The organism is Pseudomonas sp. URMO17WK12:I7 (assembly GCF_003269045.1).
Taxonomy (GTDB): Bacteria; Pseudomonadota; Gammaproteobacteria; order Pseudomonadales; family Pseudomonadaceae; genus Aquipseudomonas; species Aquipseudomonas putida_J.
The window spans coordinates 206697-231306 of the sequence record NZ_QLTL01000013.1; the positions used below are offsets into that span (position 1 = coordinate 206697).

The following is a 24610-nucleotide window of genomic DNA, read 5'->3' on the forward strand; positions in this document are numbered from 1 at the left end:
AGCGCTATCTTCTGATTATTGAGAAAACGGCAAGCACACCGAGGAGCGGGCTCTTCGATGGAAATGACAATTGGGAATGCAGGGTGAAGCGATTCAGCTTGCGGCGAGGAGGATATAGGGGAAGTTGTAAGAAAAAAAGACAAATTGTCGCAGTTGATTGTTGCTGATCTGGCAACAATGTGGGCCTTTTCGCGGGCAAGCCCGCTCTCGCAAGGTACTGAGCTTTACCTGTGGGAGCGGGCTTGCCCGCGAAGAGGCAGATGCCAATCAGAAGGTGGTACGTACCCCGACCTCCACGCTACGCCCCGGTGCCGGTGCTATGTCGCGCAGAATTGAACTGGCATAGCGCACGGTCTGATCGGTCAGGTTCTCGCCGCGCACGAAGGCCAGCCACTGGCTCTGGCCGATATCGAAGCGGTAGCCGACGCTCGCGCCCAGCGTGGTGTAGCCAGAGGTGCTGGTCTCATTCTCAGGCTTGCGATGCTGCGAAGCGGCATGTTGCACATCGACCCGCGCCTGCCAACGATCCAGTTCCCACACCAGGCCGCTGTTCAAGCGCAGCGGGGAAATGCGCGGCAACGGCTCGCCGCTGTCGAGGTTCTTGGCCCGGGTGTAGTCACCAGACAGCTCCAGGGCGAAGTTGCCATAGCGATTCTCCAGCAGCTTCCAGCGGTCCTGCGCCTCGATGCCATAGAAGCGCGCACGCACGCCCTGGTACTGGTACTCGGGGAAGCCTCCGTCGTCATGATCGTGGTCGTGATCTTCACCATCATGGTCGTGGTCATGGCCTTCACGCAGGTTACCGGTGCCGATCAGGCCGATGTAATTGCGGAAGTGGCTGTAGAACAGCCCGACGCTGCCTTTGTGGGTGCCATTGTCGAAGCGCAGGGCCAGGTCTGCAGAAATCGCCTTTTCCTTGTTCAGGCTGGCATCACCGACTTCGAATGCGCCGGTGGCCACGTGGGCGCCGTTGGCGTAGAGCTCATAGAACGTCGGGGCACGCTCGGTATAGCCGAGGTTGGCTGCCAGCGACCAGATGGGGTCGAGCTGGTACACCGCGCCCGAAGACAGGCTGAAAGCGTTGAAGCTGCTGGCACTTTCGGCATCGGTGAAGTTTTCGTTGCCCTTGGCGTCGGGGTCGACGCGGGTGTGCTCCATTCGTGCACCAAGGCTCAGGTTCAGGCGCTCGGTGGCCTGCCACTGCTCGAGCATGAACAGCGCCAGGCTGTCGGTGTCGGTGTGCGGGACGAAGGCTTCCTCGCCCAGCGCCGAGAACTCGTTGCGGCTGACCTGTGCGCCAATCACGCCTTCTACTGGCCCGAGTGGCTGATGACGGGCTTCGATGCGTGCTTCGTAGCCCTTGTTCTTGAAGGTGGTGTGTACCTCGCCTTCTTCGATCTCGCTGTGCTCGTAGTCGGTGTAGCCGGCATCGACCTTGACCGAGCTGAACGGGCCGTCCAGGTCACGCAGTTCCGAGGCAAAGGCGTAGTGGTCCTGTTTCATGTCCAGACGCACGCCGGATTCGGCCACCGAGCCGTAGTTGCTGTCGTAGCGGCTGTAGGACAGGCCGGCATAGCCATGCTCCCAGTGGTAGGAACCGCCGATCGCGCCACCGTCCTGGCGGCCGTCGCTGTTTTCCAGGCGGTGGCGGCTGCCTGGCGCGTCGGGGTCACGAACCTTGGAGCTCTGCGCGTAACCGGGAATGCGCAGGTCGTTGAACTGGCGGCTGTTGGCGTCCAGGTGCAGGGCGAAGGTGCCGTCACCGGCTTCCAGCTTGCCAGCACTGCTGCGGGTGGTGTCGGCGCCGCCGTAGCGCAGTTCGCCGGCACCGTGGATGCCCTCGATCGGCGAGTCGGGGATGCGGTTGTCGAACGTGTTGATCACCCCGCCGATGGCATTACCCCCGTAGAGCAGGGCGGCCGGGCCGCGGACGATTTCCACGCGCTCGACCGTGACCGGGTCCAGCGGTACCGCGTGGTCGTAGGACAGCGACGAGGCATCCAGAGCACCCACGCCATTGCGCAGGATGCGGATACGGTCGCCATCCAGGCCGCGAATAACCGGGCGGCTGGCACCTGGGCCGAACCAGGTGGAAGACACACCGGGTTGCTTGTTAAGGGTTTCACCGAGGCTGCCGTGCTGCTGTTGCAGCAGGTCGTCACCGTCGAGCACGGTACTGGGCGCAGCCAGTTGACGGTTACCCAGCGGGTTGGCAGTGACGACCTGGGGTTCCAGTTCCACGGCTTGGCCGGGTGATGAAGCGAGCCACAGGGCGACAGCGAGGGGGGAGAGGCGCAGAGGGATGTGCAGCATGGGGATGGGGCGTTCCTTGGCAGATGCTTTGTGTTGTTACAATATAACATAACTATTTCAGCACAGAGGTTTTACGCCTGGCCAGCGGTTTTTCCGCAGGCAACACGGATCCCACCTGCCACTACACTCGTGTAAGGTGCGCATCTTTCCTACGGAGCACTGGCATGAGCACGGCCCAACACAACGCGCTGCACGGCAAGACCCTCGAACAGATCCTCACCGAGCTGGTGGCGCACTACCAATGGCAGGGCCTGGCCGAACGCGTTGATGTGCGCTGCTTCAAGAGCAACCCGAGCATCAAGTCGAGCCTGACCTTTTTGCGCAAGACGCCCTGGGCGCGGGAGAAGGTCGAGCAGTTGTACGTGAAGCTGCAGCGCAAGGCCTGACATGCCACGGCGCCCCTGGCTGACGTCGATGGCGTTGCTTGGCTGGTTCGGCCTCACCGTGCAGGTCTACCTGGTGCTGCTGGCGCGCTGGCAGGAGCAGGCCAGCCTGATCGGCGGGCTGATCAATGTGTTCGGTTACTTCACGGTGCTGACCAATACCCTGGTGGCGACGGTAGTCAGTTACGCAGCCTTTGGCCGGGAGTCAGCTGCCAGGCGCTTCTTTCTGTCGCCATCGGTGAGTTCTGCCGTGGCGGCCAGCATCGTGCTGGTGGCGCTGGCTTACAGTGTGCTGCTGCGCCACCTGTGGCAGCCCGAAGGCTGGCAATGGCTGGCGGATGAGCTGTTGCACGATGTGATGCCACTGCTGTTCGTTTTGTACTGGTGGTTCGAGGTGCCCAAGGGCAGCCTGCGGCTCCGGCACCTGGCAGTGTGGGCATTGTATCCGGCGGTGTATTTCGCCTATGCGCTGTGGCGGGGGAGTGAGATCGGGGCGTATGCCTACCCGTTCATCGATGTGGCGAGCCTGGGGTATGGGCAGGTGATGCTGAATGCGTTGGGGGTGCTGGCGGGATTCTGGGGGATTGGCCTGGTATTGCTGGGGCTGGATCGGTGGCGAGCAGCGCAGCACTTTGTGTAGCCTGCACCGGCCTCTTCGCGGGCAAGCCCGCGAAGAGGGCAGGAATAACCAATCACTCGTCGTCTGCGGTCCCGTCGGCTCGCCAGTATGCGGCGGCCTTCAGGGCATCTTCCGCCACGCCTTTCTCCAGCAGCAGTGCCTTGGCCTGCCGGGTCAGCGACTTCTCCAGCGCGACCCAGCTGTACAGCCTGCCTTCGGGCAGATTCAGCCCCTTCAGCAGCGCCAGCATGTCCTCATCCCGCTTGATCCAGATGACCTCCACCTGCGCCGCGCTCGGCAGCGGCTGGCGCTCATGTTCATCCTCGATCTGGATCACCGCCAACACCTGACGCCCTGCTGGCAGTTCTTCGAGGCGCCGGCCAATTGCCGGGATCGCCGTCTCGTCACCCACCAGCAGGTAACTGTCGAACATATCCGGCACCACCATCGACGCCCGTGGCCCGGCAATGTTCAGGACCTGCCCTGGCGCAGCCTGTGCCGCCCAGGTCGACGCGGGGCCGTCGCCGTGCAGCACGAAGTCGATGTCCAGCTCGTTGGCCACCAGGTCAATACGCCGCGGCGTGTACTCGCGCATGGTCGGCCGGGCACCGCCGTCACGCCCCAGGTTACGGGCATCGATGGCCTGCTGCTGCTCGGCATTCTCGGCGAACAGCAGCTTGATGTGGTCGTCACTGCCCAGGCTGGTGAAGCCCTGCAGCTCGTCGCCGCCGAGGGTGATACGGCGCATGCGCGGGGTCAGGTCGGTGACACGTAGCACCTGCAGGCGACGTTGGCGGATTTCGTGGTTGACGCGGTGAATGGTGTTACTCATGGGGATTCTCCCTGACTGGATCGGCCGGCCCGGAGGCAATGGCCTTGGCAGTGTCGTTGAGCAGGTTGCGCACCCGTTCGATTTCTTCCGGCGTCCAGCGGCCACTGTGCATGTGCAGGGCATGGCGCAGGTTGCCGACGGCTTCGTGGATTTCTGGCGGGCGGTCGTGGCCACGCAGGGCGCGCTTGCTGACCTCGATGCGCATGCGCACACCGTCAAGGGCGACGGCCTGGTCGGCCAGGGCGTCATGGCCGGCCGCGGTGATGGTGTACAGGCGTTTGCTGCCGCGCACCTGGCCGCTGATCAGCTCGGCTTCTTCGAGGAAGTTGAGGGTGGGGTAGATGACGCCGGGGCTTGGTGTATAGCTGCCGTCGAACAGGTTCTCGATCTGGCGGATCAGGTCGTAGCCGTGGCCTGGTTGCTCGGCCAGCATCGACAGCATCAGCAGCTTTAGGTCGCCGGGGGCGAAAACCCGCGGGCCACGCTCACCACGTGCGGGGCGACGCTCGAGAGGATCATGTGCGCAGTGGTCACGCATGAAGAGGCTCCTTGTGTTTCGATATATCGCAAGATATTACTCAAGATATATCTAAACACAAGCCGCTAAATGCCGATGATTATCATCTACGTTTTAGATGAGTCGCTGCCATGCATGGCGATCTGCGGCGGCTTGCACTCGTTCGGGTTGCCCGGCTGCAAGTACGGCATCAGGATCGGCGCCATGCCCTTGAGCACCTGCACCGGCAGCGCCGAGGTGAACTTGAACGCTTCCGCCGAGCGCCCGGGGACGAAGGCCGTCAGGGTGCCGAAGTGGTTGTCGCCGAGGAAGAACACGAAAGTGGCGGTGCGGTTCAGGGAGCGCGAACCGATCAGGCGGCCGCCAGCGCCGAAGCTTTCGATACGGTTGTCACCGGTACCGGTCTTGCCGCCCATCACCAGTGGCGTGCCGTCATTGAGCTTGAAGCTGCCGGAGATGCGCCGCGCGGTACCGGCATCGACCACCTGCGACATGGCGCCTTTCAGCGCCCGCGCCACTTCCACTGGCAGAATCCGCACACCACGGTCCGGGTCGCTGACCAGCTTGGTCTCGTAGGGCGTGTTGGCGGCGAAGTGAAGGGTGTCGATGCGCAGCGTGGGCAGGCGCACGCCATCGTTCTGGATGATGCCGACCAGTTCCGAAAGGGCGGCCGGGCGGTCGCCGGAGCTGCCGATGGCAGTGGCCAGCGAGGGCACCAGGTGGTCGAACGGGTAACCGACGCGTTTCCAGCGTTGGTGGATATCGAGGAACGCCTCGATCTCGACCATGGTGCGGATGCGGCTATCACGCGCACCCTGGTGCCGGCTCTTGAACAGCCAGCTGTAGACTTCCTGGCGCTCGAAATGGCTGGCGTTGACCATTTCCGTGAGCGTGGAGCTCGGGTGCTTCAACAGGTAGCCCAGCAGCCACAGGTCCAGCGGGTGGACCTTGGCGATGTAGCCCTGGTCAGGCAGGTCGTACTTGCCGGGGCCGTAGGCTTCGTACATCTCCGCCAGCTTGCCGTCGGTGAGTTTGCCCAGGGCGATCTTGTCGTCCTTGCTGTGGGCGCGGACGAAGGCGTTGAAGGTTTCCTGGCCGGCTTCCGGGAACAAGTAGCGGTGCACTGCAGCCAGGCGCTGCGGGGTGGCGCGCATGCTGTCGAGGAAGGTGTCCAGGCGCTGTTGGGAGGTCTTGCGCTGGTATTTCTTCCAGAAGCGCATCAGGTAGCTGGTGCCTTCCTTGTCGGCGAAGCGCGCCAGGTATTCCTGGCGGCGCGGGTCGGAGTCGTCCTTGAGCAGCGGCACGCGGTTGAACGGCTGCTGGTAGGTGACGTAACGCACCAGGTCACGCATCAGGCGGATGAATGGCAGGTTGATCGATTCGCGCAGGGCATCCTTGAGGGTCGGGTTGCGGTTGTTGTCTTCCTTGCGGAAGTTGTTGAACACGTGCATGCCGCCGCCGGTGAAGAAGGCTTCGCCGGTGTTGGCCGAGTACTTGCGTTCCAGCGCTGCATCAAGCATGGCGTCCAGGCTCTGGTTCTTGCTGTTCTGCGCCAGCCACTCCAGCGACCACTGGGTGATGCGGTCGAGTTCGGCGACTTCGACTTTCTTCAGCTCGGCAGCGGGTTTGCCGGCGTACTTGTCGTGCAGTTCGGCGATGATCTCCAGATAAGTCGTCAGTACCCGCAGCTTGGCGGTCGAGCCCAGTTCCAGCTTGCTGCCTTCGTTGATGTCGAAGGGCTGGTTGGTGCTGTCGGTCTGTACCCGTACCCGCGAGCCATCGGCGGTGCGCTCGAACAAGGTGAAGCTGTAGCTCACCTGATCGGTGGTCTTGGAGGTGAGCAGGCGTTCGCCGATCAGGCCCATCTGCGCAGCAAATTCTGGGTCGGCAAGGTTTTTCAGGTACTGGCTGACCTGCAACTGCAGGTCGGCCTGCAGGGTGCTGGTGGCTGACACGTCAAGGCGGTCAAGGTCGTACAGCGGGCGGTTGAGCATGGCTGCGAGGCGGTTGCGTGCCAGGCTGATGCCCTTGTTGGTGATGATCGGCACGATGGTCGGTTGTGCCACCCAGTCGCGGTACACCGCCTTGCTGGCCAGCGCCGCATCGGCCAGCGGTTGGTCGATGATCTTGCTGGCTGCCAGCACGCGAATGTGCGAATCGGTGAGCTCGGCCAGTTCGACGCGGCCTTTGGACAGGTAATGCGAAGGGCGACGCTGGGCGATCATCAGCGACAGCACCTGGCGCAGCGCCAGGCCGCGCGCGGCCATGCCCTCAGGGTCAGTGGCAGTCGAGGTCAGCGCCTGGTTGACCTGGTCGAAATCGGCGCCGTACCACACCCGCAAGCCTTCGGCCATGCCATGCACTTCGCCATGCCCGGGCACTGCCGACAGCGGCACGCTGTTGAGGTAATCACGCACGATGCGGTGGCGCGCTTCGCTGGTGTCAGGGCCGCCCTGGTAGGCACGCACGCTGGCCGAGATCATCTGGCGGATCTTCTCGGCACCATTGACGGTCAGGCCATCTGGTGAGTGGCGGTATTTCTCCAGCTGGGTGGCAAGGGTGCTGCCACCGGCAGACTGGCCGGGCAGGGCCAGGTACTTGGCGACCTGGCTGTAGGCGGCCTTGGCAAAGCGCGGCCAGTCGACGGCCGGGTTGTTTTTCACGTCCTTGCTATCGAGCAGGTCGCGGTTTTCGATGAACAACAGGCTGTTGACCATCACCGGCGGGATGGAGGCGAAATCTGGGTACAGGTGCTGCGGGTAGTTGTACTGGTACAGCGTGTCGCCGCGGCAGTCGGTGATCGACAGGCCGGCCTGGATCTTCTCGATGTAGGGGGCGAACAGCCCGTGCTCGACATAGCTCATCAAGGCCGGGGAGAACTGCACCTGTTCGCTGATCAGGTAGTCGCGTTTCAGCAGGCGCGGCAGGAACTCGCCCAGCCCGCTGTAGCCCAGGCGCTTGTCGAACGGCCCGTCGCCCGGATAGACGATCGCATCGCTCGGCCCTGGCTGCAGCGAATAGGTAAGGGTAGTGGCCAGCTTGCTGAATTCACGCGACTGCAGGTTGGAAGTGCGGAACTCGTCGTAGGCGGCGAAACCGATGGCAACCAGTGCGACCAGCAGGATCAGGAAAATCAGCCGCCACCAGAGCCTGCGCTGACGGGGGGGCTGCGGTTGTGGCGTCTTGGCCGGCGGTGCTTCAGGTGCTTCCGTTCTGGTTGGTTCCGATTGCCACAGTGCGCCCATAGTCTTCTATCCGGCCAGGTGTTTTCGTCTTGCTTGTCTGAAGCTTAGACGTTGACGGGAGCAGGTGAAAAAATTGTAGGAAGTCGAGAAAAGTGGCGTAGGGCTATGCGGCTTTGGTGTGGGTTTATTCCTGCATTGATGTTGTTAGGGTGACATTGGAGTCGGGGTGACGCAGCAGCAGGCCGAAAAACTCGCTGAATTTCCCTGTTTATACAGCGAAAACCCCTGTAACGGACTTCCTATACTGCTCGGCCCTTCGCCCTGCCGACCGCTCTGGACCGGCACACGGGCCGGCCCACAAGGCCAGCCTGGCAAGCCAACGCCACGCCTATCGGCATGGTCGGCGCTGCACGAAGGTCAAATCCAATAACAAAATGAGGTTGTATTGCTATGCCAGTCGGCAACCATCCTGCCCCTGCCGAGCCCGTCGAGGGCGGCCCGCTCAAGCGCGAGCTGGGCGAACGGCACATCCGTCTGATGGCGCTGGGCGCCTGTATCGGCGTCGGTCTTTTCCTCGGTTCGGCCAAAGCCATCGAAATGGCCGGCCCCGCGATCATGCTGTCCTACATCATTGGTGGCCTGGCGATTCTGGTGATCATGCGTGCCCTCGGCGAGATGGCCGTGCACAACCCGGTCGCCGGCTCGTTCAGCCGCTATGCCCAGGATTACCTTGGCCCGCTGGCGGGCTTCCTCACTGGCTGGAACTACTGGTTCCTGTGGCTGGTGACCTGCGTCGCGGAAATTACCGCCGTGGCCATCTACATGGGCATCTGGTTCCCCGACGTACCCCGCTGGATCTGGGCCCTGGCGGCACTGGGCAGCATGGGCGCGGTCAACCTGGCAACCGTGAAGGCGTTTGGCGAATTCGAATTCTGGTTCGCCCTGATCAAGATCGTCACCATCATCGCCATGGTGATCGGTGGCATCGGCGTGATCGCGTTCGGCTTCGGCAATGATGGCATCGCCCTGGGTATCTCCAACCTCTGGAGCAACGGCGGTTTCATGCCCAATGGCGTGACTGGCGTGCTGATGTCGCTGCAGATGGTGATGTTCGCTTACCTGGGCGTGGAAATGATCGGCCTCACCGCCGGTGAAGCACGCAACCCACAGAAAACCATCCCCCAGGCCATCGGCTCGGTGTTCTGGCGCATTCTGCTGTTCTACGTCGGCGCGTTGTTCGTGATCCTGTCGATCTACCCGTGGGACGGCATTGGCAGCCAGGGCAGCCCGTTCGTCATGACCTTCGAGCGTCTGGGCATCAAGACGGCCGCAGGCATCATCAACTTCGTGGTGATTACCGCTGCGCTGTCGTCGTGCAACGGCGGCATCTTCAGCACCGGGCGCATGCTCTACAGCCTGGCGCAGAATGGCCAGGCACCGGCCGCCTTTGCCCGCACCTCAAAAAACGGCGTGCCGCGCAATGCACTGCTGCTGTCGATCGGGGCGCTGCTGCTGGGCGTGCTGGCCAACTACCTGGTGCCGGAGAAGGTGTTCGTCTGGGTAACCTCGATTGCCACCTTCGGTGCAATCTGGACCTGGGTGATGATCCTGCTGGCACAGATCAAGTTCCGCGCCGGCTTGTCGAGCGTCGAACAGAAGGCGCTGAAATACCGCATGTGGCTGTGGCCACTGAGCTCCTACCTGGCCCTGGCCTTCCTGGTGCTGGTGGTGGGCCTGATGGCGTACTTCGAGGATACCCGTGTGGCGCTGTACATCGGCCCGGCATTCCTGGTGTTGCTGACGGTGCTGTATTACGCGTTGCGCCTGGCGCCGCGGCAGGAGCCCGCCACGCTGAACAGCGTCGCCTGACACGGATAGCCCCGGGTATCAGCCGGGGCTTTTCATTCCATGGGGTCATGGCTGGGTCGCATTTGTTGGCGAGAGCCGGTTCATGCCCTGGGCGAGGATTGTCAGGCTGATGCCCAGCAAGGCAATGTCCTTGATCAGGAAACTGCCGAAGTCATTGAGCCAAGGGAAGCCGCCCGAGCCAGCTTCCCAGACGGGCACCGTGAAGACAGTCGACAGCGTCGTGATGAACGTCAGGGTGCACATGGCGCCGCCCGCAATGGCGGCTCTGGCGGACCAGCGCGAAGCGAGGATGAGCAGGGCGGCGAGGATTTCGAACACGCCCAGGAAGTAGGAAGCACCGGCCTCGCCGAACACGGCATGCAGCCAAGCCAGCCAGGGGGTATTGCCGATCAGCGGCACCAGCGCCTTCACCTCGATCTCGGTGAACTTCAGCATTCCGATCATCAACATGGGCAGGGCAACACCGAGCATCGCGGTGTTACTGCCGATGACCTGTAATTGGCAGGGCGTTGGCGCGTATGAGCGGGTAATGGGCTGATGCGTCGCAGGCATGATATGGGCTCCTTTGAGAATGTGCCCAGTATTGGCAGCAGCGTTGATGCTTCGCCATGCGACGCTACCAATCGAACTTGTGGGAGCATTCCCAACCTGCCGCCATCACCGTCAAAAGGCTCGAACACGCATGCGGTGCAGAATGCTGGCATTTCTCAAAGGTCTGATCGTGGGCATCTTCAAACCACCGTTCACGTGGTCATAGTTGCTGCGCTGCAGGTGGCGGGCAATTAGCAGGCTCCCAGCAACCTGGTGGCGTTCCCCCGGCGATCAGCAAAGGTGATTGTTGGGCACTGCTGTTCGCAATGCCCGATTATGTGGGCTGGCAGCAACTGAGCCGTTCAGGCGGCCTGCGGCTCGAAGCTGTCGGCCCGGGCCATCTGCCACATGCGCGAATAGAACTGACCGTTCACCTCGCCAGTGAGTAACTCGCCCGGCTTGAGGAACACATGCATCTGCGAGAACAGCTTGATCTCGGTGGCCGACACGCGCCGTACCAAGTGCTTGGCCTCTAGTTGCGCCGGATGCTCCAGGCCTGCCGCCGCCAGCATTTCGGCCAGCGCACGCAAGGTGTTGTGGTGGAAGTTCAGCACCCGCTGAGCCTTGTCCGGCACCACCAGGGCGCGCTGGCGTAGCGGGTCTTGCGTGGCCACGCCGGTCGGGCACTTGTTGGTGTGGCAGCTCTGCGACTGGATGCAGCCGATGGCGAACATGAAGCCGCGCGCCGAGTTGGCCCAGTCGGCGCCGATGGCCAGTACGCTGGCGATGTCGAAGGCGCTGACGATCTTGCCGCTGGCACCGAGCTTGATCTTGTCGCGCAGGTTCAGGCCGACCAGGGTGTTGTGCACGAACAGCAGCCCTTCGCGCAGCGGCACGCCGATGTGGTCGGTGAACTCCACTGGCGCGGCACCGGTGCCGCCCTCCTTGCCGTCGACGACGATGAAGTCCGGCAGGATGCCGGTTTCCAGCATGGCCTTGGCGATACCCATGAATTCCCACGGGTGGCCCAGGCAGAACTTGAAGCCCACCGGTTTGCCGCCGGACAGCTCACGCAACTGGGCAATGAAATGCATCATCTCGATCGGCGTGGAGAAGGCGCTGTGGCGCGATGGCGAGATGCAGTCTTCGCCCATCATCACGCCGCGGGTTTCGGCGATCTCCTGGGTCACCTTGTGCTTGGGCAGGATGCCGCCGTGGCCGGGCTTGGCACCCTGGCTCATCTTGATCTCGATCATTCGCACCTGTGGGGTGCGGGCCTGGGCGGCGAAGCGTTCGGGGTCGAAACGGCCATCGGCGGTGCGGCAGCCGAAGTAGCCGCTGCCCAGTTCCCAGACCAGATCGCCGCCGTTTTCTCGGTGGTAGGGGCTGATGCTGCCTTCGCCGGTGTCGTGGTGGAAGTTACCCAGCTTGGCGCCTTTGTTCAAAGCGCGAATGGCGTTGGCGCTGAGCGAGCCGAAGCTCATGGCCGAGATGTTGAAGATCGACGCCGAGTACGGCTGGCTGCACTGCGGGCCGCCGACGATGACCCGGAAGCTTGCAGGGTCGGTCAGTGGCGCCGGGCGCATGGAGTGGCCGATGAACTCGAACCCTGACTCATAGACGTCAATCAGGGTGCCGAAGGGCTTGTCCGAGGCTTCGTTCTTGGCCCGGGCATACACCAACGAGCGTTGGGCGCGGGAGAAGGGCAGGGCATCACTGTCGGCTTCCAGCAGGTATTGGCGGATTTCCGGGCGAATGCCCTCGACCAGGTAGCGGATGTTGCCGAGGATCGGGTAGTTGCGGCGCACTGCATGGCGTTGCTGCAGCAGGTCGAACAGCCCGATCAGGCTGAGCACGCCGGTGGTCAGGGTGAATGGCCACAGCCATTCGTGGTGGAGGTACGGCAGGCTCGCCAGGGTGAACAGTACACAGGCGGCGAAGAAGGCATAGCGGCTGAGAAGTGACAGGCTCATACAGGATCCTTGCGATGGCGCGGTCAGGCTCAGGGCCTGGGGCAAACCCCGACCATAGCCAAGTTGTGTGGCAGTGCAAATCAAAATCGGGGTAGCGAAAATCATTCTCGCCTGGGAGTGTTCGCCGATAAGATTCCGGTGCGCGGGAGATCAAGCGCCGCCCGCGCGGCGCATCGCGGATGAATCCGCGCCTACAGTTTGTTGCAACGCGCCGAACCTGTAACGCCATGCTCACCTGCCTTGGCGCATGTCTTGAGTCTTGCAAACCGGCTGACAACCATGGCCTCACAGGCATGGCCACGTTGCAACAAACTGTAGGCGCGGATTCATCCGCGATGCGCCGCGCGGGCGGCGCTCGATTTCACAGGCGCTAAAAGCCTGTCGGCGAACGCAGCAGTCTCTCCTTCCAGCTCGCTTGCTCCCGCGCCGAACCCTCCACCAGATAGCTATATCGCCCAGCCACGCGCACCGCCACGGGCACGCCATCGCGGTACAGCAGCCGGTTGCCACCAACGGCAGGCACTTTTGCCCCGGGCAGCAGCGACCCGATCAAGTTCAGCGGGTCGCTTGCGCTCACCACGACCAGCACCTGGTCCAAGGCTCGCCGCCGCACTTGCCTCAGCAAGCCGACCGCCTCCGGCAAGGCGAACTGCTCCCCTGCCAACCCGGCAATGAAACGCCCGCCACGAATCTCGCCGCGGGCCTCCAGTCGGTGATAGCAGCGCAGCAGTTCACGCCAGGGCGGCAATACATCGCTTTCCCGTTCCAGCAGCCGCCAGCAGATCACCCCATAGCGCCGTAGCAGGGCGCGGGCGATGTGCTCGGTGCGCTGGCCCTGGTCGACGCTGGCGCTGCCCCTGCGCAGCAACGCCCAGCGCCCGGCATGGGCCATGCTGCTGGACAGCGGCGGGTGACCGCGGCGGCTATTGCGCGGTGTGCGCTTCGCCGCCGGGGTGATCAGGCTGCGCAGGCCGGCGAAACTGTCGGCGCCCACCAGCCCGGCGCCGACCAGTTCCTGCAATGCCGTCTCCAACTCGCTAGGCAACAAGTGTGCTTCGACGGTCAGTTCGTCGAAGAACAATGCACCCTGCGTTTGCAGTGCCTCAAGCACGCGTTGCGCTCGCCCGCCTAGGGCTTCCCGGGCTGGCTCGGGGGCGAGGCTGCGCCACTGGCCCATGTGCTCGCGTGGCAACAGCACCAGGGGGGTGCTCGACAAGGTATTGCTTGCTACCGTTGCTGCCAGCCGGCTCCAGGCAAATTGCCCGCTGCGGCAGGCATCATCCAGCCAGTGCGGGCTGTAGTCCTTGATGCGTGCGGGCAGCAGTTCCGCTTCCCAGGCGCCGGCGGCACTGGGAAAACCCTGCAATTGGCCCAGCACTTGCGCTACCGCCTCTGGGCCACGCAGGCGCTCATCTGGGGCCAGGTGCTGCCAGTCGAACAGAAAACGCATGAAATCCTGCAGGCTGACCGGTTCGATTTCCCGGCGCAGGCGTTTTACCGTGTAGCGATGGATGCGTGCCAGCAGGTGACGTTCACACCATTGCAGGTCTGCTGCCCCTGGGCTGAAGTGGCCGCGCAACACATAACCTTCGGCTTCCAGGCGGGCCAGCGCCTGTTCGACCTGCACTGCAGGTTTGCCCAGTGGCGCGGCGATCTGTGCCACGCTCAACGGGCCATGGCCGCTCAGGCGGGCGCGCAGTAGTTCACTCAGTGCGCTGTCAGGGTCGATGGGTTGGTCGAAGCCGGGCAGTACTCCCAACGCCGGCTCCAGGCGCGCTGCGGGATACAGCATTTGCAGCAGGTTCAGGCGCTCGCGCGCCAGCCAGAGTTTCTCATCTATAAAACGCAGAGCACGCCCAGCTTTTGCCAGCTGGCGCAGCAGCAGGTCCCAGCTGGCGTTGGCCTGGACTTCATCATGGCTGACGGCACCCAGGCTCATCAGCGCCTCGTGCATTTCATCGGCATTGCCCGGCTGCGGCCATGCTTCGGCCTGTACGGCGGCAATCGCATCGGCATCCAGAGCGCCCATGTCATCGCCGCTGTGTACTTCGTTCCAGCGCCGGTTGAGCACTGCCTGGGTACGCCGCTCTTCCAGGGGGGCGTCATCGAGGAACGCGTATGGCCTGGCGTTGAGGATGGCCGAGGCCAGTGGTGAAGGCGCTGGCAGATCGCAGCACAACAGGCGCACCTGGCCGCTTTCCATACGCCGTAGCAGGGCCAGCCAACCTTCGCTGTCCATGGCCTCGTGCAGGCAGTCATCGAGCGTTTGCTCGACCAGCGGGTGATCGGGGACCTGCCGTTCGCCGACGATGTTCTCCAGGCAGGCGATCTGGTCAGGGAATACGGCGGCAATCAGGTCCTCGCTCTTCATGCGCTGGATTTGCGGTGCCACCTTGCGCCCGCCGATGAAACGCGGCAGGGCCATGGCCACGCCTGCGTTCCACCGCCAGCGCACGCCGAACAGCGGCGCATCGAGCAGGGCCTGGATGAGGATCTGTTCGGCGTTGCGGCTGTTGAGGTAGCGCCAGACCTCATCCAGCTCGAAACTGTGGCTGGTCGACAGTGACAGCACGATGGCATCTTCGCTGGCCGCAGCCTGCAACTCGAAATTGAAAGTGCGGCAGAAGCGCTTGCGCAGTGCCAGGCCCCAGGCGCGGTTGATGCGGCTGCCATAGGGCGAATGGATGATCAGCTGGGTACCGCCGGACTCGTCGAAGAAGCGCTCCATCACCAACGTCTGCTGTGAGGGCAGGGCGCCCAACACTTCGCGGGTGCGGCCCAGGTAATCGAGTAACTGGCTGGCGCTGGCTTCGCTCAATTCAAACGTGTCCTGCAGCCACGGCAGCACTGCTGAAGGGTTCCCCTCATTCAACCCAAGCTTTTCGTCGATGCGCGCCTGCAGGCGCGCGACAGCCGCGGACAGTTCATCGCTGCGCCCTGGTGCTTCGCCAAGCCAGAACGGAATGGTCGGCGGCAGGCCCTGAGCGTCTTCGACCCGCACCCGGCCGGCCTCGACCCGCAGAATGCGGTAAGACGCGTTGCCCAGCTGGAAGATATCGCCAGCGATACTCTCCACGGCGAAGTCTTCGTTGACGCTGCCGATGTTGAGCGCCTGCGGTTCGAGCAGCACGGCATAATCGGCGGTTTCGGGGATGGTGCCGCCGCTGGTCAGCGCGGTCAGCTGGCTGCCCCGGCGCCCCCGCAACGTGCCGCTGACCGCATCGCGATGCAGGTAGGCGCTGCGCACGCCCTGGCGGCCGTTGTAGCCTTCGGCGAGCATGCGCAGCAATGCCTGGTAATGCTCAGGGTCGAGGGCGGCATAAGGCGTGGCCTGGCGCAGGCAGTCGAACAATGCCTGCTCTTGCCAGGCCTGGTTGCTGGCTTCGGCAACGATCTGCTGGGCCAGTACATCCAGGGGGGCCTTGGCGATGTGCAGTTCGTCGAGTTCACCAAGGCGGATGCAGTCGAGCAAGGCGACGCATTCGATCAGGTCGTCTCGCGAAGTCGCGAACAGTCGCCCCTTGGGGATGCCATCGACCTGGTGCCCGGAGCGCCCGACACGTTGCAGGAAGGCGGCGATCGAGCCGGGCGATTCGATCTGGCAGACGAGCTCGACATCGCCGATGTCGATGCCCAGTTCCAGCGAAGCAGTGGCCACCAGCACCTGCAACTGGCCGCTTTTCAAGCGCTGTTCGGCATCCAGGCGCAGTTCCTTGGCCAGGCTGCCATGGTGCGCGGCCACTGCCTCCTTGCCCAGACGGTCACTGAGATGGCGGGTAATGCGTTCGGCCAGGCGTCGAGTGTTGACGAACACCAGCGTGGTGCGATGCTCCCGGGCCAAGGCGGCGAGGCGGTCGTAGACCAGCCCCCAGACATCCGTGGCCATGACCGCGCCGAGTGGCACCGGGGGCACTTCGATGGCGAGGTCGCGCTGGCGCGCATGGCCAACATCGATGATCGCGCACGGGCGCTGCTGGCCGACCAGGAACTGCGCCACGCGCTCCACCGGACGTTGGGTGGCGGACAGGCCGATGCGTCGCAGCGGCCGCCCGCACAAGGCCTGCAAGCGCTCAAGGGTCAGCGCCAGATGAGCGCCACGCTTATTGCCGGCCAGGGCGTGGATCTCGTCGACGATAACCGTGTGCACGCTGGCCAAGCCCTCGCGGCCGGAAGCCGAGCCCATCAGCACGTACAGCGATTCGGGGGTGGTCACCAGAATATGCGGTGCCCGCTTGCGCATTGCCGCACGCTCTTTCTGCGGGGTATCGCCAGTGCGCACGGCAGTGGTGATACGCGGTGCTTTCAGGCCTTGGTCTTCAACGGCTTTGCTGATGCCTTCAAGCGGGGCCTGCAAGTTCAGACGGATGTCATTGGACAGCGCCTTGAGCGGCGACACATAGACCACCTGGGTGTGTGCAGGCAGTTCTCCGTCATGCTCCAGGCCCTCGCGGAACAGTTCGTCGAGCACGGCGAGAAAGGCGCTCAAGGTCTTCCCCGAACCGGTCGGCGCGGCGAGCAGTAGCGACTGCCCTGCATGGATCAGCGGCCAGGCACGGGCCTGGGCGTCGGTGACCGTTGCAAAGTGGCGGGAAAACCAGGTGCCGACGGCCGGGTGGAACAGCTCGAGCACCGGGTGCTGGTGGGCTGGCAGGTTCATGTGTTGGTTATGGCGGGTGAACGGCGGGTTGGCAAGGGGCCGTTCGTCGTTGATCTTCTGTAGACTGTGCCATTTTCCAGCGAGCACACCCATGCCCAACATCATCCGCATCGCCGCAGCCCTGCTGATCGACCCGCAAGGCCGCACTCTGCTGGTGCGCAAGCGCGGCACCCAGGCTTTCATGCAACCGGGTGGCAAGATCGATGCGGGTGAGTCGCCGGTTCAGGCGCTGGTGCGTGAACTGCACGAAGAGCTGGGGTTGCAGATTGACCCGGAGCGGGCGGTGCACCTGGGCCAGTTCAGCGCGCCGGCCGCTAACGAGCCGGGCTTCCAGGTGCAGGCCGAACTGTTCCGCGTCGACAGCGCCGAGGCCGTAGCCCCGGCGGCGGAAATCGAAGAAGTGCGGTGGCTGGCCGCCGATCAGGCTGTAACGCTGGAGCTGGCGCCGCTGACCCGCGACCTGATCTTGCCTTTGTACCGCCAGGCCGTCAGCGTACCGCGCTGACGCCGTCGAGGGTGGCGAACGAGGTGTCCTTGGCCGTCAGCAGGAAGTCACGCATGTAAGGCGCATCGAGCATGTCGGTTCGCACGGCGGCATACAGCGTGGCGAACAGGCCTTTTTCGCCCAGTCGCTTGCCTTTCACATAGCCGCGCGCGCTGTACTCGTGCAGTGCCCAGTGCGGCATGCCGCAGACGCCGCGGCCGCTGGCGACCAGCTGCATCATCATCACGGTCAGCTCTGACGTGCGCACGGCGGCCGGCTCGATGTCGGCCGGCTCCAGGAAACGGGTGAAGATGTCCAGGCGGTCCCGCTCCACCGGGTAGGTGATCAGGGTCTGGTCGAGCAGGTCCTGGGGCACAATGTACGGCTTGCCGGCCAGCGGATGCTGGTTGGCCACGGCGAGCATGGCTTCGTAGGTGAACAGCGGCACATAGGTGATACCGGCCAGGTCCAGCGGGTCGGAGGTCACCACCAGGTCGAGGTCGCCACGGGCCAGCGCCGGCAAGGGGGCGAAAGCGAAGCCCGAAGCCAGGTCCAGCTCCACTTCCGGCCAGGCATCGCGGAACTGGTCGATGGTTGGCATCAGCCATTGGAAGCAGCTGTGGCATTCGATGGCCATATGCAGACGCCCGGCGGTGCCGCCAGCCAGCCGGGCAATGTCGCGTTCGGCGCCGCGCAGCAGCGGTAGGGTGGCATCGGCCAGCTGCAGCAGGCGCAGCCCGGCGCTGGTGAAGCGAATTGGCTTTGTCTTGCGCACGAACAGTGGCAGGCCCAGGCGCTCTTCGAGCTCTTTGAACTGGTGTGACAGCGCCGACTGGGTCAGGTGCAGGCGCTCGGCGGCCTCTACCAGGCTGTCAGCTTCGCGCAAGGCATGAAGGGTTTTCAGGTGACGGATTTCGAGCACAACGACTTCCCATGAGGAATATTGAAGATGGCGGATTTGTCGTTGAGTTTGGCTCAAGTTGGAATGGCTGTCGATGAGGGTTTTCGTGCGGCGGCACCTGGGCGGAGAAATCCGCGCCCAGGTGTGATGCTAAAGGCGGGCTAAGTGCGTGATGGCGATCTGGCGCGATATTGGTCCACGCCAGACCGCATCATGCTCAGGCTGACCCTGTTGCCATTGCTGGCCGCGATAACGGTCTTCGGCACGTTTGAGGTGCGCTGCGCTGAATTGCTCGAAGGGGGTGTCCAGGCCCCGGTAGTGAAAGTGGATGTACCACAACACGGGGGTGCCGTTGGCACGGGCATCCAGCACCTCGTACTCTTGCAGATAGTCACGTTCCTTGAGCCTCTGCCGATTGCCAGCACGGCGTAATTCGACCTGCTGTTGTTCTATCAGGTAACTCAGCTGTGCCTCATTGGGTTGAGCACTTTGCTTGACCTGTTCGATGCGCATTGTCCTGCCCTCGTTGCGCAGCGTGAGGGCCTCGGCGCGCAGGCGTGCCGGCTCGGGAGCGGCAGGTTGTAACTGCTGCAATCGGTTGGCGTAACGCTCAAGGTCCTCGGCCTTGATGGTCATCATGTGTTCAACGTCCACGGGCAACATGCCTTGGCTCTGGTAACGCTGAACCTGCTGGCGGTAGGCGGGTAGATTGGACAAAGATTGGTTGGCCACTTGCTTGAGGTCTTGCAGTTCATGGGGCCGTGCGCGTCGGTTAGCGGGTATCTGGCGCCAGCGCTCACCGTCTGCCGAGAAGCGGTCGAGCACAGTGCCGTCATCCCTGTGAACGACAATTTGCGCAGGCCGGGTCGCAGTTGCGGGCTGATAATCCCCGACATGCCAATGGCCTTCTGTGTCGAGAAACAATCTTGGACTGCGCGAGCTCCCACCAGCGATCCGATCCCGCGGCAAGCGCCTGAGTTTCGTGTCCGATATCGAGATCAGCGCATCCAGATTGTCGTAAAGCCGCTTGAGATAGGTTTCGTCGAAAAGAGCCGGCAAACTTGCATGGGTGCTTTGCAGGCGTCGCTTGTACTGCTCATGGGCGGTACGTGCCTGCTCGTAGATGGCCCGCCTTTGCTGGGCATTGACCGGCACCTCCCGCAGGTCGGTCACCGTATTACGGATGCGGTGAATGCTTTCTTCGAACTCGCCCAGTCGCTCTAGAAGGTATTCGGCCAACACCGTTGCATTGTCATGGCGCAGGGCTGCCGGTATCAGGTGAAGGGTGTCGTAGAATGCCTTGAAGTCTTTGTTCAGGTGCTGCTGGTACCTCTCATAGGATGCCTGCAGCCGCGGGTCGCCTTCGGCCCTTTGGATCCAGGTGTCGAGCTCATCCATTTGCTTGAACAACTGATCCCGCTCCTGAAGGTGCGCAATGGCTTTGTGTCGCCATTGCTTCAACAGAGGCAATTGGTCGGCCAAGTCCTCTATCGACAACGTCGCTGCACGCACCTGCGCCATTTCTATTAGGCGGCCGCTTCCGCGTACTGCCCGCAGTTCTATCACGTTGAGCAAGCGCTCGCAGATCAGTTTGGCCGAACGGGCTTTTTGCCTTTTCGGCGTTATTTGATCTCTGCGTGCACTGAACTTCAAAAGTTCATCCCAGGACTGATGGCTCTGCTTGGCCAGCCTGATGTCGTCAAGGAAACTTGCTTCCAGTTGAGAAGAAGGGGCTGAACGTTGCGCCAGTGCGTTACTGCGGTTTATCGAACGGATCAAGTCTGATTCATCTGCAATGGCCTTCGAGGACAGCCGCTGCTGCTGACGATAGCGCTGATCGACCAGGAAGCGTGGCAGTTGGTCGCGAATTGCAGCTGGCCAGTAAGGCTCAAGTTGATCGGCCAGCCGCCCGATGATTTGTCCACCCCCTGCGCCGCCACCCAGCAGGTGAACGCCATAGAGATTGAAGTGAGTGTCCCATTGGCCATCCTGCGATAATGCTATGGCGCGCTTCCATGTCTTGGTTGTAGAGCCCTTCAGGCGCCAGGTATGAGCAGTTGAATCCCACTCGACCTGATATGGCTGGTGTTCGATCAGCACAAAGTCGCCCTCGACGTGCCGGTAAACACCTCGGTAACGCCCGTGCGTGCCAGGGGAGATACCGTCCAGAGTGATTGCCTGAGGATATTCATACCCGGCAAAACGCCTGGCGCGTTGATGAGGGTGAGCAGCCACTTGCAGGCTTTGCGGCGTGGCCCTGCTAAGAGCACGCAGCTGGCGCTGGCGCGTCAGCTGACGCACGGTGAGCAGATTGACACCCACGCCAGTCGCGAGATCCATCGCCGCGTCGATGACCGCCAGCAAGACATCGTTGAGGGCTTCGAGCCCTTCGATAATCTTGTTCTGGGTAAAGGCGTTGACCGCTCTGGCTGCGGATTCGAAAAGGTCATAGACCCCGATCGCCGTACCAAGAAAGGGTACCAGGCCCAGCACGATCTTCAGGTAGCTAAAGATCATGCTGCTCTGATGGGTGAAGTTTTCCAGCCACACGTCGTCATTGGAGCGTGTCGTGGCCCGGTGAGCCCTGATCACTCGACCCATCTGCGCTTTTAGCAGATGCTCGGGAAGGGAGGTGGTCGCAGGCCAGGCGCTGCCAATGCCAATTATGCCCGAGAACCCGTGTACATGAGCTTGGCGTATACGGCTGCTATGCGCGAGTGGGTCGCCGAGCAATGCTCGGCCGGCGAGGTAGTTGATCTCACCCTCCTGTTTGCTTCGATCATAGAGGCTCAGCCTGGCTGCCTCCAGGCTTTGGTATTGAGCGAGAGCGGTGGTCGGATGTTCGGGCAGATACAACAGTGTGATTCCAGAAGTACGGTCTTCGATGAACGTGATGCCTGAAAGGGTAACCGGGCGATCTTCGGTATCCGGTCCGCCTGCGGTCAGAGTCGCGGGAAGTAGCTGAATGTCGTGCCCTTGAGCCTGATAGGCAGTGCTGGAACTTGCGGCTATCGCGACCTCCAGGATCGCGAGGCCTTGCGCGTTCAGCGTGCCTTGTCCATGAAGCAACAGGCCCTGCATCCGTAGCATCAATGCGTAAGGTGCAGTCAGGCAGTCGCGGCGGAATTCGGCAACGAAGGGGCTGTCCGCCAAGCCTTGATAAGCGTTGAGGATCTGTTCTTCGTATGCCTTTGCAAGGTCGAGCTCCTGGGCCAGCATCTCCAGGTAAGGTCGAGTGATGCCAGCCGTCATGATGTCGGCCAGTGAGGTGTCGTTCGTCGCCAGTTGCAGTTCCAAGTGATTCAGCCGCCTGCCCATGGTTTCGTCGATGTTTTCCAGCAGCAGCGTTTCAAGGCTCAGTGTTTCTCGTTCATTGCTGGGCCGGTAGACTTTCCGGGGCACTGTCCCTGGGGTTCCCCCGGTAACGATGTCCGTCACCAGGTCGACGCTGCGGGGCACATTCAGGCCGATATAACTGTTGTCATACCCGGGGAAGTCTTGTTTCAGGCGTTGCCTGATGAGGGGGCGGCAGAATGCATGGCAGTCCGCCAGGTCTTTACGCAACAGCGCTTCAGATTGCCTTACTGCATCGATGTATTCAGGGACGATACGGCTAAGTGCCTGACAAGTAGCGAGTGGCAGTCTGCTCAACCGGGTCGAGCTTGCGGCGGCCAGGCTCACCACTTGATCCTGCTGTTGTACAAGTTTCATTGCCACTTCACGCGCAGCATGGCGAGGAATCTGCAGACGTTGTTCGAGCACTTCCTTGAGGCGTGGCAATTGGGTGGCCAGAGTATCCAGGCCTTGATCATTCTGTATCTGCTGCTTTTCTGCGCGCACGCCTGTCAGCATGGCGTTGAGCACCTGTGCAAGGACATTACCTTTGATTTGCCTTAGCTCGACAGACTGGTGCTCAGCAGTCGCACCGAGACAGGTTGCAAGCGCCAGGCGGTTTTCGCAGAGCAACAGCCCGCCGTGCCTACCAGGCCAGTACAGCAGCAGCGGGCCGTCGGCGCTAGCGGCCAAGGTCGCAGGGTCGGTGATCAGCAGGACTTGGCGCAGTGATTGTTCACCTGCGTCGTCAGCGAATTCGACATGGATTTTCTGTTTTAGCAGTGGATAGGCGGCGACAACATCGCTGTCTGCTTCGGAAAAGTTCTCGCCTTGGTCCAGCATGCGCTCAATAGCGTTCAACTGCGCCGCAGTAATCTGCCCCAACAGCCGCTGAACCTGTGCATGAGTCCGCAGGCTTTGGCGATGGGCGTCAATCAACGTGGGGCTGATTGGAGGCGAGGCGGCACCTGAGTGCCAGTGGGGTGACTGCAACAGTGCATCGATTGCTTGCCTGGCGTGTTCGCCTTGTACTTGCAGGTCAGTTTCAAGCTGCTCCAGCTGCTTGGCGTCGGTATCGCTCAAGCCTTCTATCAACTTCATCTGGGCGTCGATCTGACGAGAGCCTGCGAGGTTCGAAATATCATGACTCAGGCTGCCCATGTCGAACAGTGACGACGGCGCTTGAGCATCTCTGGTTTCCGGCAACGGGTAGGTCGTGTCGGTGAAGAATACCTGCGGGTAATCCAGCGTTTCTTCAGGCTCCTTAAGCGTAGCTTCGAGCAGGTCATCGAGTAGAACACCAAGGCCATCCGCCACATCGTCCAGCGGGCGATAGCGGAATGCTTCCGTGGTCGGTGGTAGATGACGCTCAAGGTCAATACGCGTGGCATGGCTGCTGAAGGCTGCTGCACGCCCAGGCAGATAAAGCACCTGGGCTTGTTCGCCTTCGATGCTGAAGACCAAGGCACCAAGGCTGCCGGCGAGTGATTCGATCAGCGCCTGCTTGCCATCGATCTTCTTCCATTCGGGGTCTTCAAGCACGGCTGTGACAGGGCGGAACTGTGTTTCGGTCAGTTCGTTGGCGGCCAGTGACAGACGCGCTGCCGCTTCAAAATGTTGCACGTACTGGGCCCGGGCATGGTGCTGGCGACTTGACCCGGTGCCTGGGGCACGTCCTTGCCAATAGGCAGTCCACAGCTGGTGTGTGACGCCACGTCTTGGCGCAGCTCTGAGCAGTTCATGGAACGTTTCTCGCGCGTGTTTGCAGCGGTTCATGGCTTCAAGCGTCGAGCGGGTAAGTGGTAGGTGACGTGCGGGAATGAGCGGTGTGAGGATCACGGTGGGCAGAGTAGCGGTCATTGGATTTTCCAGGATGCAATGCGGTTAGCGGCATCGCTATTAAAGAAATCAACCTGAATCCGCGTGGGGTAGATAACTAGTACACTGACCGCTCGGCTGCATTCATCAAACTGTCACTGAACTGTGGCAGCGCGCCCGAACTAAATTCATCAGACTCGCGTTCTACTGGGGATCTGCATTCTGGTGTTTCTTTCATGCGGGCTTTTCTGCTGTTTTTCTTTCTTGTGTTCGGCGCTTCGGCAAGCTTCGCCGATACGCGCTGCGACCCCCATGTGCCGGTACAACGTGCCGAAATCGGTGAACTGAGCCTGGTCTATCAGAGCGTCGGCACGCCTCGTGACCCAGCCTTGCTGCTGGTCATGGGCCTGGGCGGGCAGCTCATCCACTGGCCGGACGACGTCGTCGAGGCGTTGTGCCGCCAGGGCTTCAGGGTCATCCGCTATGACAATCGCGATGTCGGCCTGTCACGCTGGAACCAGCTGCCGCCGTCGGCCAACCTCACCGTCGAGCTGTTGCGCTACAAGCTGGGCCTGCCTGTCGCCGCGCCGTATACCCTGACCGACATGGCGAACGATGGCCTGAAACTGATGGATGCGCTAGGCATTCGCCAATTCCATGTGCTGGGCGTGAGCATGGGCGGGATGATCGCCCAGCACCTGGCGGCCATGGCCCCTGAGCGGGTTCGCAGCCTGACACTTGTGATGTCCAGCTCGGGCGCGGCAGGGCTGCCGGCGCCGGACCCGGCGCTGGTGCAGTTGCTGGCGCGGCGCAGTGCACCAAACCGCGAGGTGGCCATCGAGCAGCAGGCTGACCTGCTGGCGGCGTTGGGCAGCCCGCAGGTACACGATGACCGGGCCGTGCTCCTGCAGCAGGCGGCGGTGGCGTACGACCGGGCGTTCAACCCTGATGGCGCGAAGCGTCAGATCATGGCGATCCTGGCTGAGCCGAGCAGGGTGCAGTTGCTGAATGGGTTGCGGGTGCCGACGCTGGTGGTGCATGGCACGGCTGATCCGCTATTGCCGGTGATGCACGGCGTGCACTTGGCGGCGCATATCCAGGGGAGCCAGTTGCGCTTGATCCCAGGGTTGGCGCACCGCTTCCAGGAGCCGTTCAAGGTGCCCTTGCTGGCGGCGGTACTGCCTTACCTGCAATC

The 24610-nt window shown here is 62.5% G+C and carries 14 protein-coding genes; 5 read left to right on the top strand and 9 right to left on the bottom strand.

Going from position 1 to position 24610, the window contains the following annotated elements; all coding sequences use genetic code 11:
• Window positions 1-267: 267 nt before the first annotated feature.
• Window positions 268-2313: a TonB-dependent receptor gene (locus H040_RS19475; protein ID WP_027917861.1), complete on the bottom strand. Its 2046-nt coding sequence runs from the start codon at window positions 2311-2313 to the stop codon at window positions 268-270.
• Between the two features lie 164 nt (window positions 2314-2477).
• Here H040_RS19475 and H040_RS19480 point away from each other — a divergent pair, with 164 nt between their 5' ends.
• On the top strand, window positions 2478-2699 hold the full coding sequence (locus H040_RS19480; RefSeq protein ID WP_027917860.1) for a VF530 family DNA-binding protein: 222 nt from the start codon (window positions 2478-2480) through the stop codon (window positions 2697-2699).
• A 1-nt stretch (window position 2700) separates the two neighbouring features.
• Window positions 2701-3336 carry a Pr6Pr family membrane protein gene (locus H040_RS19485; protein WP_027917859.1) on the top strand — a complete coding sequence of 212 codons (636 nt, stop codon included), beginning with the start codon at window positions 2701-2703 and terminating at the stop codon, window positions 3334-3336.
• Between the two features lie 52 nt (window positions 3337-3388).
• Here the strand turns inward: H040_RS19485 and H040_RS19490 are convergent, their stop codons facing one another.
• From H040_RS19490 to H040_RS19500, 3 genes are all read right to left on the bottom strand, one after another.
• Complete coding sequence (locus H040_RS19490; RefSeq protein WP_027917858.1) at window positions 3389-4147, bottom strand: siderophore-interacting protein; 759 nt, start codon at window positions 4145-4147, stop codon at window positions 3389-3391.
• Entirely contained in the window at window positions 4140-4685 is a 546-nt protein-coding gene (locus H040_RS19495; protein WP_027917857.1) for a PadR family transcriptional regulator, read from the bottom strand. Before H040_RS19495 ends, H040_RS19490 begins: the two co-directional genes overlap by 8 nt.
• Window positions 4686-4771: 86 nt before the next feature.
• Window positions 4772-7909: a transglycosylase domain-containing protein gene (locus H040_RS19500; RefSeq protein ID WP_027917856.1), complete on the bottom strand. Its 3138-nt coding sequence runs from the start codon at window positions 7907-7909 to the stop codon at window positions 4772-4774.
• Between the two features lie 390 nt (window positions 7910-8299).
• Between H040_RS19500 and H040_RS19505 the strand changes: the two genes are divergently transcribed.
• A complete protein-coding gene (locus H040_RS19505; protein WP_027917855.1) occupies window positions 8300-9718 on the top strand; it encodes an amino acid permease in 1419 nt (472 codons plus the stop codon).
• 45 nt (window positions 9719-9763) lie between these two features.
• On the opposite strand, the gene H040_RS19510 is transcribed toward H040_RS19505, so the two are convergent.
• From H040_RS19510 to H040_RS19520, 3 genes are all read right to left on the bottom strand, one after another.
• On the bottom strand, window positions 9764-10270 hold the full coding sequence (locus H040_RS19510; protein ID WP_050437191.1) for a YkgB family protein: 507 nt from the start codon (window positions 10268-10270) through the stop codon (window positions 9764-9766).
• A gap of 341 nt (window positions 10271-10611) precedes the next feature.
• Complete coding sequence (locus tag H040_RS19515; RefSeq protein ID WP_027917854.1) at window positions 10612-12222, bottom strand: FMN-binding glutamate synthase family protein; 1611 nt, start codon at window positions 12220-12222, stop codon at window positions 10612-10614.
• Between the two features lie 370 nt (window positions 12223-12592).
• On the bottom strand, window positions 12593-16879 hold the full coding sequence (locus H040_RS19520; protein WP_027917853.1) for a DEAD/DEAH box helicase: 4287 nt from the start codon (window positions 16877-16879) through the stop codon (window positions 12593-12595).
• A 91-nt stretch (window positions 16880-16970) separates the two neighbouring features.
• On the opposite strand from H040_RS19520, the gene H040_RS19525 reads away from it, so the two are divergent.
• Window positions 16971-17384: an NUDIX hydrolase gene (locus tag H040_RS19525; RefSeq protein ID WP_027917852.1), complete on the top strand. Its 414-nt coding sequence runs from the start codon at window positions 16971-16973 to the stop codon at window positions 17382-17384.
• On the opposite strand, the gene metR is transcribed toward H040_RS19525, so the two are convergent.
• The gene (metR, locus tag H040_RS19530; protein ID WP_027917851.1) at window positions 17368-18285 is read right to left on the bottom strand and encodes a transcriptional regulator MetR; all 918 of its coding nucleotides are present in this window, start codon (window positions 18283-18285) and stop codon (window positions 17368-17370) included. The genes H040_RS19525 and metR overlap by 17 nt on opposite strands.
• A 129-nt stretch (window positions 18286-18414) precedes the next feature.
• On the bottom strand, window positions 18415-23457 hold the full coding sequence (locus H040_RS19535; protein WP_027917850.1) for a dermonecrotic toxin domain-containing protein: 5043 nt from the start codon (window positions 23455-23457) through the stop codon (window positions 18415-18417).
• A 194-nt stretch (window positions 23458-23651) separates the two neighbouring features.
• On the opposite strand from H040_RS19535, the gene H040_RS19540 reads away from it, so the two are divergent.
• A partial coding sequence (locus tag H040_RS19540; protein ID WP_112312884.1) for an alpha/beta fold hydrolase occupies window positions 23652-24610 on the top strand: 959 nt, incomplete at its 3' end.